The 16,100-nt window shown below is 36.1% G+C and carries 18 protein-coding genes, 1 tRNA gene and 2 pseudogenes; 10 read left to right on the plus strand and 11 right to left on the minus strand.

From position 1 onward, the window contains the following. Positions 1 to 8 precede the first annotated feature (8 nt). The 4 genes and pseudogenes from EA652_RS01990 to EA652_RS02005 all read left to right on the plus strand — a co-directional run. A complete protein-coding gene (locus EA652_RS01990; RefSeq protein WP_007549014.1) occupies positions 9 to 275 on the plus strand; it encodes a DUF2312 domain-containing protein in 267 nt (88 codons plus the stop codon). After that, positions 268 to 843 (plus strand): UbiX family flavin prenyltransferase, encoded by a 576-nt coding sequence (locus EA652_RS01995; protein WP_006280027.1) that lies wholly within the window; start codon positions 268 to 270, stop codon positions 841 to 843. The genes EA652_RS01990 and EA652_RS01995 overlap by 8 nt, the downstream gene beginning before the upstream one ends. Beyond that, positions 827 to 1,705 carry a bifunctional methylenetetrahydrofolate dehydrogenase/methenyltetrahydrofolate cyclohydrolase FolD gene (folD, locus tag EA652_RS02000; RefSeq protein ID WP_006280244.1) on the plus strand — a complete coding sequence of 293 codons (879 nt, stop codon included), beginning with the start codon at positions 827 to 829 and terminating at the stop codon, positions 1,703 to 1,705. Before EA652_RS01995 ends, folD begins: the two co-directional genes overlap by 17 nt. 283 nt (positions 1,706 to 1,988) lie before the next feature. Continuing rightward, a pseudogene (locus EA652_RS02005) lies at positions 1,989 to 2,197 on the plus strand (helix-turn-helix domain-containing protein); the annotation flags it as partial. 18 nt (positions 2,198 to 2,215) lie between these two features. Here EA652_RS02005 and EA652_RS02010 read toward each other — a convergent pair. Next, on the minus strand, positions 2,216 to 3,274 hold the full coding sequence (locus tag EA652_RS02010; protein WP_094189589.1) for an IS481-like element ISWpi2 family transposase: 1,059 nt from the start codon (positions 3,272 to 3,274) through the stop codon (positions 2,216 to 2,218). 137 nt (positions 3,275 to 3,411) lie between these two features. Then, the gene (locus tag EA652_RS02015; RefSeq protein WP_007549019.1) at positions 3,412 to 3,885 is read right to left on the minus strand and encodes a JAB domain-containing protein; all 474 of its coding nucleotides are present in this window, start codon (positions 3,883 to 3,885) and stop codon (positions 3,412 to 3,414) included. 463 nt (positions 3,886 to 4,348) lie between these two features. Here EA652_RS02015 and EA652_RS07415 point away from each other — a divergent pair. From EA652_RS07415 to ltrA, 3 genes and pseudogenes are all read left to right on the plus strand, one after another. Continuing rightward, positions 4,349 to 4,594, plus strand: a pseudogene (locus EA652_RS07415) (PD-(D/E)XK nuclease family transposase); the annotation flags it as partial. Positions 4,595 to 5,048: 454 nt separating this feature from the next. Then, positions 5,049 to 5,192 (plus strand): hypothetical protein, encoded by a 144-nt coding sequence (locus EA652_RS07040; RefSeq protein ID WP_173862902.1) that lies wholly within the window; start codon positions 5,049 to 5,051, stop codon positions 5,190 to 5,192. 37 nt (positions 5,193 to 5,229) lie between these two features. Next, entirely contained in the window at positions 5,230 to 6,561 is a 1,332-nt protein-coding gene (ltrA, locus tag EA652_RS02030; RefSeq protein WP_006280404.1) for a group II intron reverse transcriptase/maturase, read from the plus strand. 142 nt (positions 6,562 to 6,703) lie between these two features. On the opposite strand, the gene EA652_RS02035 is transcribed toward ltrA, so the two are convergent. Next, a complete protein-coding gene (locus tag EA652_RS02035; protein WP_007548332.1) occupies positions 6,704 to 7,726 on the minus strand; it encodes an IS110-like element ISWen2 family transposase in 1,023 nt (340 codons plus the stop codon). 181 nt (positions 7,727 to 7,907) lie between these two features. Between EA652_RS02035 and EA652_RS02040 the strand changes: the two genes are divergently transcribed. Together EA652_RS02040 and EA652_RS02045 are read left to right on the plus strand one after the other, a co-directional pair. Beyond that, positions 7,908 to 8,267: a hypothetical protein gene (locus EA652_RS02040; protein ID WP_039964298.1), complete on the plus strand. Its 360-nt coding sequence runs from the start codon at positions 7,908 to 7,910 to the stop codon at positions 8,265 to 8,267. Next, positions 8,264 to 9,004: an Rpn family recombination-promoting nuclease/putative transposase gene (locus tag EA652_RS02045; protein ID WP_007549348.1), complete on the plus strand. Its 741-nt coding sequence runs from the start codon at positions 8,264 to 8,266 to the stop codon at positions 9,002 to 9,004. The genes EA652_RS02040 and EA652_RS02045 overlap by 4 nt, the downstream gene beginning before the upstream one ends. Before the next feature lie 194 nt (positions 9,005 to 9,198). Here the strand turns inward: EA652_RS02045 and EA652_RS02050 are convergent, their stop codons facing one another. From EA652_RS02050 to rpsD, 8 genes are all read right to left on the minus strand, one after another. Next, positions 9,199 to 10,314, minus strand: a complete 1,116-nt coding sequence (locus EA652_RS02050) for an FtsW/RodA/SpoVE family cell cycle protein (RefSeq protein ID WP_007549347.1) — start codon at positions 10,312 to 10,314, stop codon at positions 9,199 to 9,201. Continuing rightward, a complete protein-coding gene (gene ubiE / locus EA652_RS02055; RefSeq protein WP_006280551.1) occupies positions 10,311 to 11,027 on the minus strand; it encodes a bifunctional demethylmenaquinone methyltransferase/2-methoxy-6-polyprenyl-1,4-benzoquinol methylase UbiE in 717 nt (238 codons plus the stop codon). The genes EA652_RS02050 and ubiE overlap by 4 nt, the downstream gene beginning before the upstream one ends. A gap of 53 nt (positions 11,028 to 11,080) precedes the next feature. Continuing rightward, positions 11,081 to 11,944: a lipoyl synthase gene (gene lipA, locus EA652_RS02060; RefSeq protein WP_012673150.1), complete on the minus strand. Its 864-nt coding sequence runs from the start codon at positions 11,942 to 11,944 to the stop codon at positions 11,081 to 11,083. Then, positions 11,937 to 12,251 carry a 50S ribosomal protein L28 gene (rpmB, locus tag EA652_RS02065; protein ID WP_006279619.1) on the minus strand — a complete coding sequence of 105 codons (315 nt, stop codon included), beginning with the start codon at positions 12,249 to 12,251 and terminating at the stop codon, positions 11,937 to 11,939. The genes lipA and rpmB overlap by 8 nt, the downstream gene beginning before the upstream one ends. Positions 12,252 to 12,288: 37 nt before the next feature. Further along, positions 12,289 to 12,630 (minus strand): DUF721 domain-containing protein, encoded by a 342-nt coding sequence (locus EA652_RS02070; RefSeq protein WP_010082513.1) that lies wholly within the window; start codon positions 12,628 to 12,630, stop codon positions 12,289 to 12,291. Between the two features lie 338 nt (positions 12,631 to 12,968). Beyond that, positions 12,969 to 13,169 carry a Fe-S cluster assembly protein IscX gene (gene iscX, locus EA652_RS02075; RefSeq protein ID WP_007552114.1) on the minus strand — a complete coding sequence of 67 codons (201 nt, stop codon included), beginning with the start codon at positions 13,167 to 13,169 and terminating at the stop codon, positions 12,969 to 12,971. A gap of 30 nt (positions 13,170 to 13,199) precedes the next feature. After that, positions 13,200 to 13,286: transfer RNA gene (locus EA652_RS02080), tRNA-Leu, on the minus strand. Positions 13,287 to 13,295: 9 nt separating this feature from the next. After that, positions 13,296 to 13,910, minus strand: coding sequence for a 30S ribosomal protein S4 (gene rpsD, locus EA652_RS02085; protein ID WP_010962555.1), 615 nt, complete (start codon positions 13,908 to 13,910; stop codon positions 13,296 to 13,298). Positions 13,911 to 14,023: 113 nt separating this feature from the next. Between rpsD and tkt the strand changes: the two genes are divergently transcribed. Then, positions 14,024 to 16,096: a transketolase gene (tkt, locus tag EA652_RS02090; RefSeq protein ID WP_007549806.1), complete on the plus strand. Its 2,073-nt coding sequence runs from the start codon at positions 14,024 to 14,026 to the stop codon at positions 16,094 to 16,096. Positions 16,097 to 16,100 lie beyond the last annotated feature (4 nt).

Genomic DNA, 16,100 nt, shown 5'->3' on the forward strand with positions numbered 1-16,100 from the left:
GGAGTTTTATGGAAGATACAGTAAAAATAACGGCTGAAGAGTTGAAGGGTTACATAGAGAGAATCGAAAAACTTGAACAAGAAAAGAGGGATGTGCAAGATCACATTCGTGATGTATATGCAAAAGCCACAGATGAAGGTTGGGATATAAAAGTGATGAAACAAATTATTAGGCTGAGGAAGATGGATGATGATGACAGAGAGGAACAAGAAATATTGCTTGATACCTATAAACGTGCATTGGGAATGAGCTACGAAGAAGAGTTAAGTGAATAGCAGAATTGTAATTGGAATAAGTGGAGCATCTGGTTCTATTTACGGTGTGCGTATTTTAGAAGCGTTGAAAGACGTCGATTATGAAACTCATTTAGTGATAAGTCGTGCTGGGAAAATAACTTTAGCTCACGAGATTAAAGAAAAACTTGAAGATATTACATCACTTGCAGATTTTTACTATTCTGAAGAAAAGATTGGAGAAAAAATAGCAAGCGGCTCATTTAAAACCTCAGGGATGATTGTAGCACCATGCTCTATGAAGACAATGTCTGAAATCGCATCAGGTGTTACTTCCAATCTATTGACAAGGGCTGCAGATGTAACGCTAAAAGAAAGAAGAAAGTTAGTTCTTATGGTGCGAGAGTCACCACTGCATCTTGGGCATTTACAAAATATGTTAAAATTAACGGAGATGGGAGCAATTATTGCTCCACCAGTGCCTGCTTTTTATATTAAACCGAAATCGTTGGATGATATTATTAATCATTCTGTTGGCAAAGTATTGGATTTATTTGATATCAAATTACCCGACTTTAAGGAGTGGCAAGGAAGTGACAATTATTATTGATGGTAAAAAAATAGCAAACGACCTATGTGAGAGGCTATCACAAAAAATTGATATTTTAAAGAGAGAGTATAACATTTTTCCTTGCCTGAAAGTAATTCTCGTGGGCAGCAATCCAGCAAGTCAGGTTTATGTTCGCAACAAACAGAAAAAAGCAGAATCAATAGGCATAAGTTCTGAGACCATTGTTTTGCCTGATAATATTTCAGAAGATGAATTAATTGAAAAAATCAATGAATTAAATGAAGATCCATCTGTGCATGGCATTTTAGTGCAATTGCCTTTACCAAATCATATTAGTGCAAGCAGAGTAATTAACACAGTAAGTGTTGAAAAAGATGTAGATGGCTTTCATGATGAAAACGTTGGCAAATTAGTTAAAGGTGAAAAAAACTGCCTTATACCTTGCACTCCTAAAGGTTCTTTGCATTTAATTAAGTCAATTGAAGAGAACCTTTCCGGTAAAAACGCAGTGGTAATTGGTAGGTCAAATATCGTGGGCAAGCCAATGTTTTACCTGCTATTGCAAGAAAACTGCACTGTCACCATCTTGCATTCACAAAGCAAGGATTTAGCTGAATATTGCTCTAAAGCGGATATAGTAGTTGCAGCAGTCGGAAAGCCAAATTTTGTTCAAGCAGACTGGATAAAGAAAGGTGCAATAGTGATCGATGTTGGCATAAATAGCGTTAACGTAGGAAAGCTTGTAGGTGATGTTGACTTTGAAGGAATAAAAGGGAAAGCCAAAGCTATGACCCCAGTACCCGGGGGCGTTGGCCCAATGACCATTGCATTTCTAATGATGAACACTGTTATTGCTGCTTGCTTGCAGAAGGGAGTTGATGCTTCTAATTTCATTAGTTGAGGTATGAAGAGGAAGCTGTATGAAGATAGAATGTACCACATCTCACAATTAATAAAAAATTGAGATTTTTGAAATTTGTAAAAGACAAGATTTGATCTGACAGACAAGAATTAACTGACAGAAGAATTGAGGTAGTCAAAACTAATATCAGGCTCTTGTGTAATGCTACTAATATTTTTCTGAAAAGCAATATATTTGCTATCAAGAAAGTGTATTAAATAAGACTTGACCTGACACTTTAAAAAAGTAAGTTAAAAATAATAAAAATAAAGGAGTGTTAGATATGAGTACAATACAGACAAAAATATTAAAACCAAAGCTAGAGAACTAGCAAAACAACTAGGAAATGTGTCTCAAGCATGCAAAGTGATGGGATACTCAAGAGATACATTTTATCGCTTTAAGGAGTTATATGAAAATGGAGGAGAGGAAGCATTACATGAAATAAGTAAGAAAAAACCGCTATTAGCAAACAGTGTAAAAGACAAGATTTGATCTGACAGACAAGAATTAACTGACAGAAGAATTGAGGTAGTCAAAACTAATATCAGGCTCTTGTGTAATGCTACTAATATTTTTCTGAAAAGCAATATATTTGCTATCAAGAAAAGTTTGCATAGGCGTTTTGCCATAGCAATATTTACCCGAGTGAGGTCTTGTCTCATTATAAGAACGCAACCAATGATCAACATCAATCTGTAGATCTTCCAAAGAACTGTAGATTTTCTTTCTAAAGATGATATTGTAACACTCATCTTGCATGGTTCTATGAAACCTTTCACATATGCCATTAGTCTGTGGAGAGTTGGCTTTAGTTCTAGAATGATCGATGTTTTCTATGCCCAAATAAAGCTGATAAGCGTGATTTTCGGGCTTGCCACAGTACTCCGTACCCCTATCAGTTAAAATGCGTAATAATGGAATTTTCTGCTCATCAAAAAATGGAATAACTCTATCGTTGAGAAGATCTGCAGCTGTAATAGCTGTTCTGTCCGTGTAAAGTTTAACCATTGCAACTCTGGAATAAGTATCAACAAAAGTTTGCTGATAAATGCGCCCTATACCTTTGATATTGCCCACATAATAGGTATCTTGAGAACCCAAATAACCTGGATGTTGCGTCTCAATTTCACCATGAGCTTCCCTTTGTTCTTTCACTTTTTCTAAAGCTGCAAGTTGTTCTTCAGTTAAAATGATTCCGTCTTGAGCTACTTTTGTCTCTAGTGCTTTAAGTCTCTTTTTGAGAGTTTCAAGGTCATTTCTTAGCCATACAGACCTTACTCCTCCCTGAGAAATTATTATACCTCTTTTTCTCAGTTCATTTGCAGCTCTTTCTTGCCCATATGCTGGAAATTCTGTTGCTATACCAATCACTGCTCTTTCTATATCGTCGGAAACTCTGTTTGCTAATAGCGGTTTTTTCTTACTTATTTCATGTAATGCTTCCTCTCCTCCATTTTCATATAACTCCTTAAAGCGATAAAATGTATCTCTTGAGTATCCCATTACTTTGCATGCTTGAGACACATTTCCTAGTTGTTTTGCTAGTTCTCTAGCTTTGGTTTTAATATTTTTGTCTGTATTGTACTCATATCTAACACTCCTTTATTTTTATTATTTTTAACTTACTTTTTTAAAGTGTCAGGTCAAGTCTTATTTAATACAAATTACGATTGATGTTGTATTTTTTAATAATGCTTTTTTTATTATTTCCCTTGTATAGACAGGCGCCTGCCAGCAAATACTTCTTCCCCTATCAAATGGCACCCTTGATTCAAATACATTATTGTAATATTCTCCTTGTCTGAATAGCCGATGCTCACCCTTAAGTATTCTATAAGCTTATCTAGGTTATCTAGTATCGGCCCTTTTTTTAGCCCCTCCTTGAATACTCTAGTCAAAGTTTCCTTAACACAAAAAATCATTGAAACTGTAGAGTCTGTGACACCTTCTACACTTTTCAGCTCATCTATTTCGCGACCTAAAATCCTTCCTATTCCTGTACAAGTGGTTACTAGATTTTTAGCAATAGCTCGAGCCTGAGCCCTATCATGCACTGCACTTAGAAACGTTTCAATTATTTCATGATCTAGTAAAGCATTTCCTTTGCTTGCCAATATTCTGAACTCTATTTCTTTTTTACGTTTATTTTCTTCTTTACTTTTATTCTGATTATTCATATAATATACTCTTCACTAATAATAAATTTTTTTTAAATGTTTACTGTTATTTTCTTAGCAGTATTGGCATGAAGACATAGCTTACGGGTGAAGTCAAATCAATTTTTCATTTTTTTTTGTTTATTTTTTTATGAAAAAGTAGAAGATATTAATAGCTGTTAATTTCTTTAAACGATGTCGTTGTAGATTCGTATTTTTATACACCAAAAAGCGTATCTTTGATGTCTCCTACAGCTCCAAATTCATGACATCCATCTCCTGGGCTTATAAGCTGCTTTACAGCAGGGTTGATAAAAGATGTACAAAAGGACGTCTAAGGTGCGTAGTAGCATTCTAAAGCCATCTATGGGAGACATTTTTTTCATCAACACATTCAAAACTTAAAAAATAAACTAAAAATAAAGAAGTTGAATATTCCTTCAGAATTGTGTATAATTATTAATGCTTTTTAGGTACTCTTGCTATGGCTCTTTCTAAGTTCCTTGACGTACGAAATGATGTCGCGTTCAAAAAAATATTTGGTACTGAAAAAAATAAGGATATACTTATTCACTTCCTCAATGACATCATTGGCTTCACTGGTAAAAACCAAATAAAGGATATAGAGTTTCTAAGTACTATTCAAGACCCTGATATTGCCGCTAAAAAGCAAAGTATTGTTGACGTTCTCTGTAGAGATGAAAATGGGGTGCAAGTGATCGTCGAGATGGTGCGACCTGAAAGCCTTCGGTCATATTGTTTAAAAGGAGAGGAATTCATTCAGAAAGAAACTGAAAGGATTCTAAAGCTTATTGAACCAGATGTTTTGCCATCTGAGTCTACGCATCAGTGCGAATTGGGTAACCAGTTGGTGCCGAGCGACGCGGACAATGAACCTCCTCTTGATAAAGAAGATGCTCAATCGTGAGAGAAAGCATAAACTACAAGCATCATGTGGTTGGAGGGCTAGGCTTAGTGGTATGGTGAACGTAAGTGAAGCTTCATAAGTATCGTAACGATTAAAGAGCTAAAGATGCTGATAAGCTCCGACCAAAAGGTAATGTGGATGAGTTACATTTTTCATTTCTGGATGTACGCAAATAATAATTCCACCGGTATAGAGAAGCCACCTAACCCACTATTGTATGACAAAAGGAACAGGATAAGCCTGTATTTTCGCCTATATGGCAGGCAACCCGCAAGGAATGCTGATGGATGTGCAGGTAAAGGATAATGGAGAAAGCGAATGCCATTTTGTAACGAAATGGATAGAATTTGTAACATTAATTCGCGTGAAAACGAGCAGACTTCCATTTGGTCCCTCATGACAAGAAACTTTGTTAACCACTTAAGGTAGGAAAGCAGATGATTACAAGTACAACTGTAAGTGCACCTACCAATAACTCCGAAGCATGGAACCAGTTACCCTGGAAGAAATGCCAAAAAGTTGTTATGAGGCTACAGAGGCGTATTGTTAAGGCTGTCCAACAAGGCAGATGGGGTAAGGTGAAAACTTTACAACACCTTCTCACACGCTCTTTTAGCGGCAAAGCTTTGGCGGTTAAGAGAGTAACTGAAAACCAAGGAAAAAACACAGCAGGTGTAGATCGTCAAATATGGTCAACTTGCAACACAAAATTTCAAGGAATAAAGCTATTAAAACAAAGAGGATACAAACCTTCTCCGCTAAAACGGATATACATCAGTAAGTCTAATGGCAAAAGAAGACCTCTTGGAATCCCTACGATAAAAGATAGAGCCATGCAAGCATTATACTTGTTTGCTTTGGAACCGATAGCTGAAACGATCAGTGATCGTCACTCTTATGGTTTTAGACCAAAAAGATCCTGCGCAGACGCTACTGTGGCTTGTCACTTGTTACTGGCAAGCCGTAACCAACTACAATGGATACTCGAAGGTGATATTAAAGGGTGTTTTGATAACATTAACCATGAATGGCTCATGAAGCATATTCCTATGGAGAAGAAAATTCTTCATAGCTGGTTAAAAGCTGGCTTCCTAGAATCAAAAACTCTGTATTCCACAACTGCAGGTACCCCACAAGGTAGTATCATCTCTCCAATACTAGCAAATCTAGCCCTAAATGGACTTGAAAAATCATTGGAAAGTCAATTTGGTAAACTTGGCAGTAAAAGAAGAAGCAAAATCAGAAGTGGAGTAAATGTAATCAGGTACGCAGATGACTTTATCATTTCAGGAATCACACGTGAAGTACTGGAAAATGAAGTAAAACCTCTAGTATCGTCCTTTCTTCAGGAGAGAGGTCTTATCCTTTCCGAAGAGAAAACAAAAATTACATCTATTACAACAGGGTTTGACTTTCTTGGTTGTAATGTACGCAGGTATAATAAGAAGTTAATTATAAAACCTTCAAAAGAAAGTATTAAGAAACTTCTTAATAAAGCACGTACATTGATAAAGGCAAACATAGCGAACACTCAGGCCGTACTAATCAAGTTGCTCAATTCCCTATTAAGGGGATGGGGAAATTACTACAGCCATGTGTGTGCGAAAAGAGCTTTTAACAAAATAGACCATGAAATTATGTGTGCTCTATGGAAATGGGCAAAGAAAAGATACCGTCTTGTTAGTCAACAAAAAAGTCATAAAAATTCTCCAAATTGCATAATAAAATCAAAAAATACTTCCAACTGTGTAGCAGTATACAGATTATAGTTAGTGGATATGTTGATAAGTAAATTAGTTACATATAAAACAGCAGAAATTTACTTATCAACATATCCACTAACCAACAACATTCAATAAATTTGTGTAAGATGCCATTTTACATAAGATGAATTAGAAGCATTTTTTGATTTTAAAGTACTAAACCTTCAGTTAACCTTTTAGCCCTATAGTTCTTGATATGATCTGGATCAAAGGCCTTTTTTGAACTTAAAACACCAAAAACTATATGAAGTAACTTACGCATTGCAGCACCAACTATGGCCATAGCATGCTTGCCTTTCTCTTTTAATCTTTCGCAAGAAGCCATAATGATAGGATTATGCTTTTTAGCTGCTATAGCAGGAAAGTACATTGCTTTACGTAATGTTCGTGAACCGGTTTTACTTAATCTGGGCTTGGCATGTACGGATGAGCCTGATGTTATATTTTGTGGTATAGTTCCAGCATATGCTGCCAATTGCCTAGCATTTATAAAGGCTTTTATACCAGGAATTTCAGCTAAAATAGCTATTGCTGTTTCCTCTCCTATTCCTGGAATAGTTAATAGGAGTTGAAAATCTTCCAACAATTCTTTGTGTTGTTTTAATAGTTCGCGTATGGAGTTTTTTATTGTTTCTATTTTTTGCTCTATGTTCATTGCAAGGTCTTCCCAAGCATTTGCAACTTCTTTAGGCAGTCTCTCTTTCTTTTCTAAATGATTATTTGCTAATGTTAACTCATCCTTTAACGCATTTGAGCAACGATAAAGATGTTTTAATTTTTTCTTTTCAGGAGAAGGTGGTGTCCAACGAGAAGGTTCCTGTCTTTGACAATAATCTGCAATAATCTCTGCATCAGTCTGGTCATTCTTTTGTCGTGTAAGCTTACTTTTTGCATAAAATCTTATGCAAGCTGGGTTTACAACACTAACGAAATATCCAGCGTTGTGGAGGAACTCAGCCAAAGCTTCGCTATAACAACCAGTGGATTCCATGCAAGCTTTTACTTCTTCTACGTTATGTTTTTGTAGAAAGTTCAGTAGACCTTGAAACCCAGTATCATCATTTTTAAATTTCCTTTTCCTAGTTTCACGCTTTCCTTTTTTACTTATGAATGAGAGAGAAACATCAAAGCGTTCTTTTGAAACATCTATACCTAAAAAGTTGTTGATCATATATAACTCCATATACTACTATTAAAAATGAAAAGTAAGGCTTACCTTGTGAATACAGAATTAGAACCATTTAGGCCTTTCTACGATACCGTCCAGCCTCTACTTTTGAGAAGGGAACTCTTTTCTTTTCTACAGATTTTATATCTAAGGAATCTTCCAGAGTTCTTCCCTTCTCCACCTAATGCTTAAGCTTAAAAACACTAGATGCTTTTTTCAAGATACAAGACATCCTCGTAAAGGATTACGTTGGATAAAGAATCGTTACTTCAAGGTAATGAAACAACGCCAATGGGTCTTTGCTGCACCCATATGCAAGAACAAACCGAAAGAGATAAGGTATTTAAGACTGCTTAGGTTGATTGATATACCTATCAGACGACATGTTAAAATCAGGGCGGATGCAAATCCACTTGACTTAAAATGGAAAAAGTATTTTGATGAAAGAGTGAAACAAACAAAAATGTTAGCAAGCTCTTTCTCAAGAGAAGGTTCTCTACTGTTGGTGTCACCATTAAGAATGATGTTTTCTGAGGAATCATGAAGGACAAGCCGGTTCGAGAAAAGAAGGACTTAGATAAGGGGCTCAAGCGTAGTGTGGGGAAACCTGCATGCTGCGTTTCTAAGGGAGGGAGTAGTAGCAATACTACTTCCTTACCTAACCAGCTCACTCGTGATAAAGGCTTTGAAAAACGCGCACAACTTTATGCTGCTAAGGCTTACTCAAGACAAGCTGATAAATCTGGTAAATACGTTGATTTAAAGAAGATTTTCTTTATCGCGATTTCAAATTGTACCTTATTCCCTGATAAGCTTGACTATATATCTAGCCATACCATAAGAGATGAAAAAACCAATGAGCATGACTTAAAAGATTTTCAATTTATCTTCATAGAGCTGCCAAAATTTCCTAAGAGTAGAGCAGAACAACTAGAAAGTGTAGTAGACCGTTGGCTATTTTTTTTCAAATATGCAGATGAAACAACGGACGAAGATCTCAGAAAAATTGCGGAAAAATCACCAATAATAAAGCTAGCATATGATGAATTAGATAAGTTTCACTGGAATGAAAAAGATCTAGTAGCTTATGAAGAAAGAATAATGGATCTGCGCAAAGAAGAAGCCATTCTTGAATACAGACTTGATCTTGCTAAAGAGGAAGGTAGAAAAGAGAGGGAAATTGAAGTCGCAAAGAATCTACTTAAAGCAGGTGTTTCTTTTAATATTATAGCTCAAACTACTGGTCTTTCTATGAGTGAGATCAAAGAATTGCAGAATTAAGTGTGAATGGTTACGAAAAATATAAGTTTTTGCGATAAACGACATAGTGATGTATTTGTTGTTCAGCATGTCAGTGGAATATTTTCTGAAAAATTTCCACATAACTCTTTCAGATTTCATAATATCTCTTGCCACTCATCTGAACAGATACCCATTTTGGAGGGATACCAATAATAGTTGTGAGCGGTACAAGTTTAGTCCATATACCTTCCAAGCATAACACGCTCACGAAACTTTAATGCGATAGCTTGGTTTCTACTGAAAGACAGCATTATGCCAAGTGCGATGCTCGAAGATAAAAGAGAAGAACCACCATAGCTAAGTAACGGCAGGGTTATGCCGGTGGTTGGAAAAACACTCAATGTTACCCCTATGTTTATTATGAATTGTGTGATGAATTGAATTGAGATACCGAGAATCACCAACAGATTAAATAATTCATTTTCCCTATATGCAATGTAAAGCAAACGGGCGGAAATGATACCAAATAACATCAATGTGGCTAAGCACGTAATCAAACCAAATTCTTCTGCTAAAACAGAAAACACAAAATCTGTATGACAATCAGGAAGAGAGGCTTTTACGCTACCTTCACCAGGTCCAACTCCAGTTAATTGACCTCTTTTGAATGCTTCTAATGATTTTGTGACTTGAAAGTTATCGCGCTGCGTAAAAAAGACAAAATTGTAAATCCTTTGCTTTATATGTGGGAGGCATAAGTAAGCTATTGTAGTTCCAGTTGCGGCCATTCCTATTATGCATAGAAAGTATAAAAATGGTATACATGCAATAAACATTTGACCAATAAAAGAATATGTTAAAAGCATGGACATACTGAAATCAGGTTGCAAAAGTAACAACACAAAAACTAACAGAAATATTATGATTGATATGTGCATTTTAAACCTCATTTCGCTGGCCAAGATACTAGCTATAACAACAGAAAAAAATGGCCTTACGAACTCAGATGGTTGAACAGAAATTTTGACAATATGTAACCATCGTTTCGCACCTTTTACCTCTATACCAAGTATTATCGCAATTGCTATTAGAATAGTAAATAAAATGAAACCTGCGAACGAGAGGTTAAGTATAGTTCTTGTGTTGAGAAAAGAAAATGTCACCAAGGTAATTAGTGACAGGACTATATAAATTGTGTGACGCCGTATAAAATAATCTTGTGGTAAAGAAAGACGCTGCGCAATTACAGGGCTTGCTGAATAAACAAGAATGAAGCTTATAGTGAGCAAAAAAAACACTGGAAGGATGAGATAATAATCCAGCGTTCTATACCAGAGTTTAATATTCATTTTGTTCCAATGTGTAATGCCACTATTCCATAGCTCATATTATGAAACTCAACATTCTTAAAGCCTACCTCTTCAATTTCCATTTTAAAATCAGCCTGAGTTGGAAACTCTCTGATGCTCTTCACTAAATATTCATAAGAACTCTTGTCTTTAGCAACTATGCTGCCAATTTTAGGAATTACTTTAAATGAATATAAGTCATAAAGTTTGGTAAATATCTCATTTTGATAGTGCATAGGGGCAAATTCTAAGCAGATAAATTTTCCATGTGGTTTTAATACCCTGTGCGCCTCATTTAAAGCCTTCTTACGGTCAGAAACATTTCGAATGCCAAAAGCTATTGTGCAATAATCAAATTCGGAGTCTTCAAATGGTAAACTTTCTGCGTTCGCACATACCCAATCAAAATTAATTTGGTTTGAATTTATAGCTTTATCACGTCCTCTGCTTAGCATGTTTTGATTTATATCGCATACTGTAACCTTAGCACTTGGCTCTTTTCTTACTATTCTTATTGCTATATCTCCAGTTCCTCCAGCAACATCTAAAACCTTAGAGTTTTTTGTAAAATGCACACTATTTACCATCCTATCTTTCCATAATCTGTGCATTCCGAGGCTCATTATATCATTCATGGTGTCGTAGCGACTTGCCACGGAATCGAATACCTCTTTAACTAATTGTGATTTCTTCTCGATTTTTATAGTAGACATTACGTAAAAACTCCTTTATAATTAGTAAAAATTAATTTGAATTAACACAAATGTCAACGACAGGCCTTGAGCCTGTTAAAATCTTCTTCAGCGTGGTATGATGACCGAGTTAGTGGGCTTGATGCAACCACTAAGAAACCTTTGGAGTAAGCAATGTATTTATAATGCTCAAACTCTTCTGGGGTAACATACCTATCAAGTTTTGCATGTTTTGGAGTTGGTTGTAGATATTGACCAATTGTAATAAAATCAACCTCAGCACTGCGCAAATCGTCCATAACCTGAAATATTTCCTCTTTTGTCTCTCCAAGACCGACCATAAGCCCTGACTTTGTGAAAACTTTGGGATTAATCTGCTTTACCATCTTCAGTAAATATAGTGAATGAAAATAGCGAGCTCGTGGTCTTATTTTTGCATACAATCTCGGCACTGTTTCAATATTGTGGTTATAGACATCAGGTGATGCAACAGCAATTGCTTCAAATGCTCCTTTCTTATTTAAAAAATCAGGAGTTAAAATCTCTATTGTTGTTTCTGAAGTTATCTTTCTAATTTCTTCTATGCACTGTATAAACTGATTTGCGCCACCATCTGGTAAATCATCACGATCAACAGAAGTAATGACAACATGTTTTAAGTTTAACTTTTTTATTGCTTTTGCTAAATTTTCTGGTTCATGAGGGTCTAGTTTATCAGGAATGCCAGTTGCAACGTTGCAAAATGCACAAGCACGAGTGCAAACAGAACCGAGAATCATCACAGTAGCATGACGTTTATTCCAACATTCACCAATGTTTGGACATGCAGCCTCTTCGCACACTGTATGCAAGTTATGCAGTTTAACGATGTTTAAGGTTTCATTGAATACTTCACCGGTCGGAGCTTTTGCTCTGAGCCATTGAGGTTTGCTATGCATCTGAAACTGCTAACTCTACCTCTTGCTTTACTAAAACTTTTTTCAACCTTCTTTTTATCTTCTGCGCTTTCTCACTTAGTTTAATCGTTCTTGTGTTGAGCAAAAAAGCATCTAAATCACCTTTGTAATCTATAGTTCTCAAAGTTCTTGTTGCCACACGAAATCTAAACTTTTTATTCAATATATCACTTGTCAACGTAACCTTATGTAAATTTAAAAGAAAGGTACGCTTTGTTTTACGATTCGAATGTGATACCTTATTACCAAAAGATTTTTTTCTATTTGTTAATTCACAAACTCTACTCACTTCAATATACCAAATTATTCTATGTACTTAGATTACCTTATATAGTCAAATAGTCAATACTCTCTTGCTTAATTTTTATACCATATACTGCTTTATAACCAAAAAATATCGTAATTTTTTCTATTATAAGAGAAATCATATGCTGAATTTCCAATGCTTTGCTGCCATTTGTTACTACCAGATGCAATACACCCGAATTTATATTCTGTGCATATGAGATCTTTTTCGGTTTTGTACACTCTGCTATTTCTTTCCCTACTATATTTCGCCAGTTTAAAATAAGACGTATTTCATTTTTGCTAATCTTATTTTTCATGCATTTTAATGCATAGTTTTCAATTATAGACTTTAATTTTTTTGGACCGCTACGTTTGAGCATAATAACCTCAAAAATCAATTTTTATCATTCTATAAATTTAATATAGAGTACAATTGTTTGTCAATCCCAGTGTTACAACTGGGATTGTAGCTGCTTTAACAACAACTCTACCCTCTGGTCTCACACCGTAAAAGCAGTATTTTTATGCAAAACTTATCTCAACGTAGCACTTGTCAAGATCGTTCCATTCAAAAATTTTTGTTTTGCCTCATAATTAACCTTATAGCTGTTTTAATTGTAATTAGTTAAATTATTATTAACTTGCCAGGCTAGATCCAAAAAATAGCATAATCAATATGCAAATTGTAATAGAAATCACGTTTGCGTATGGTTTATTGCTATGCGGTTAATCTTTCCTCAATCCAAGCTGCTTGAATAGCTTCGAGTATTTTTTCGTTACAGCGTTTTTCATCATCATCAAATTCCTCTAAACTCAAGACCTTTTTTTTAAGCTCAGTGAATCTGATACTAATTATATTCTCATTTGGAAATTTTTCCTCCAGAGCTTCCACAATATCTTCTATATCAAGCCATTTCATACTTTTTTGTATTTATCTGCTAAGTTAAATTGGTGCCCATGGGGAGACTTGAACTCCCAAGGTCGCAAAACCCACGGATTTTAAGTCCGCTGCGTCTACCGATTCCGCCACACGGGCTTTTTTTATCTATCTAGAGTAAAACTCTACTACTAAATTGACTTCCATGTCTGCTGAATAAGGAACCTCAGAATATTGAGGCGACCTCAAATATTTCACTGAATGCTCTTTACTATCTGCTTCTAAATAATCCGGAGCCTTGCGCTCTTGTTTTTGTTCAGCCTCTACTACTACAGGGATTTTTGCTGCCCTTTCTCTTATTTTTATTATATCACCTGGCTTCACTCGATAACTCGATATGTTAACCACCTTATCATTAACTGTAACGTGCTTGTGAGATATGAGCTGCTTTGCTGAGTAAATTGTTGGAACAAGACCAGAGTGGTATAAAACAGAACTTAATCTCGATTCTAAGATACCGATAAAATTATCAGCCGTATAACCCTTTCTGTTATAAGCATCTAAAAATGTACGTCTGAGCTGCTTACTTGAAATCGCATAGTAAAACTTAAATTTCTTATGTGCAGCAAACTGCTTACCAAAGTCGGATAACTTCTTGAATCCAAGAATACCATGTTGACCTGGAGGGTATTTCCTTTTGTTTACTGGGTCTTTAGCTCTACCCCATAAATTTACACCAAGTCTACGGCTAATCCTATACTTTCTAGTGATAACAGTTGTCATATAAAAACTCTCACGATTTAACTTTAGATTATTAAGGATTTTAGCACTCAGTGTCAACTTGTTTTTGCTGATATAATCTTTTATACTTCATTTTTAAGTTTTTCTATTAACACATGAATCATTCACATTTGGAATCTATGGCAAACGCCATCCGTTTTTTATCAATTGATGCAGTACAAAAAGCAAACTCTGGACACCCAGGTATGCCACTTGGCATGGCAGATGTTGCAACTGTTTTGTTTGCTAAATATCTGAATCATAATCCTGATGATTCTAAGTGGTTCAATAGAGATCGCTTTGTTTTATCAAACGGTCATGGGTCAATGTTACTATATTCAATATTATATTTGACAGGTTATATTAGCATAGATGAGCTAAAAAACTTCAGGCAAATGGGATCCAAGACCCCAGGTCATCCAGAGTTTGGCTTGACTTCCGGAGTAGAGGCAACAACAGGCCCGCTCGGTCAGGGGTTTGCCACTGCTGTTGGCATGGCACTTGCTGAATCGATTCTTAAAGAACAATTTGGAGATAGCTTAATTAATCACTACACTTACGTGATGCTAGGGGATGGCTGTCTTATGGAAGGAATAAGCCATGAAGCAGCATCACTTGCTGGGCATCTTAAATTGAATAAGCTCATAGCCCTTTTTGATGATAATGATATCTCTATAGATGGCGCTACTTGCCTTTCCTGCTCTGATGATGTAGAGAAACGCTTCTTAGCGTATGGATGGAATGTTGACAAAATTGATGGCCATGATTTTGATGCCATATCCCTTGCAATAGAGCAAGCAAAAAAGTCTGATAAACCTACAATGATCTGCTGCAAAACTATTATCGGAAAATTTTCAAGCCGTGCTGGCACATCCTCTGTTCACAGTGGTGCTTTTTCGGAGGAAGACATAAAACAGATGAGAGAGAAATTAAACTGGAATTATGAACCATTCCATGTACCAGAAGATGTGAAAAACGCCTGGAAGAAAACTGTTGAGAGAGCAAAACAAAACTACACGATGTCATTCCAGCGCGTGACCAGGAAAGAAGAAAAAGAATGGATCCCAGTGTCAAGCACTGGGATGACAAGAGAGAGTACTGGGATGACAGAAGAGAATGCTGGGATGACAGGATATCATGTAGAACTTCAAAGACGGTTAGATAAACATCTACCAGATAATATCGCTGGTGTTTTAGCTGACCTGAAGAAACAAATATGTGAGCTAATGCCAAACGAAGCTACTCGATCTTCTTTTGGCAAAGTAATGGAACTTTTAACTAAGTCTATGCCGGAATTAATCGGCGGTTCTGCTGATCTTACCGGGTCAAATTGCACTAAATATGAGCACATGCAGGTAATAGATAGTAATAATTATAGTGGTTCTTATGTCCACTATGGAGTGAGAGAACACGCTATGGCAGCTTGTATGAATGGTATGGCACTTCACGGCGCGATTCTTCCTTATGGCGGCACTTTTTTGGTATTTTCTGACTATTGTCGTCCTGCTATACGTCTTTCAGCTCTGATGAAGCAGCAGGTTATGTATGTCATGACTCACGACTCAATTGGAGTGGGAGAAGATGGCCCAACTCATCAGCCAATAGAGCATTTAGCCTCTTTGCGTGCTATACCAAATCTATATGTTTTTAGGCCAGCCGATGCAGTTGAAACTCTGGAGTGTGTTAGCATTGCACTCGAAAAGAAAGAATCTCCAGCACTGTTTGCGCTCTCAAGGCAAAACGTAAGTTACATGCGCAAGTTCTACTCTGATATCGATCAATCTGCTAATTTATCGAAGTTTGGTGCATATATTTTGTGTGAATGTTCAAAAGAATTAAAAGTGACGATATTTGCTACGGGGTCCGAGGTTGAAATTGCAGTTGAAGCAAGGGAGAAATTGCAGGAAAAGGGTATAGGTACAAGGATTGTTTCTATGCCATGCTGGAGGCTTTTTGACGAGCAAAGCGATGAATATAAAGCGGCAATATTAAATAATGACAGCATTAAAGTTGCAATTGAAGCCGGAAGTGAAATGGGTTGGCATAAATACATAGGTTCAAACGGTATATTTATTGGCATGAAAAGCTTTGGAGAATCAGCACCTTATAAAACACTTTATGAGCATTTCAATATCAGTGCCGATCATGTGGTAAAATGTGTGTGTGAGAAACTGGTTTACATTCAGTAGACTT

The sequence above is a fragment of the Wolbachia endosymbiont of Drosophila ananassae genome, from assembly GCF_008033215.1.
Classification (GTDB): domain Bacteria; phylum Pseudomonadota; class Alphaproteobacteria; order Rickettsiales; family Anaplasmataceae; genus Wolbachia; species Wolbachia pipientis.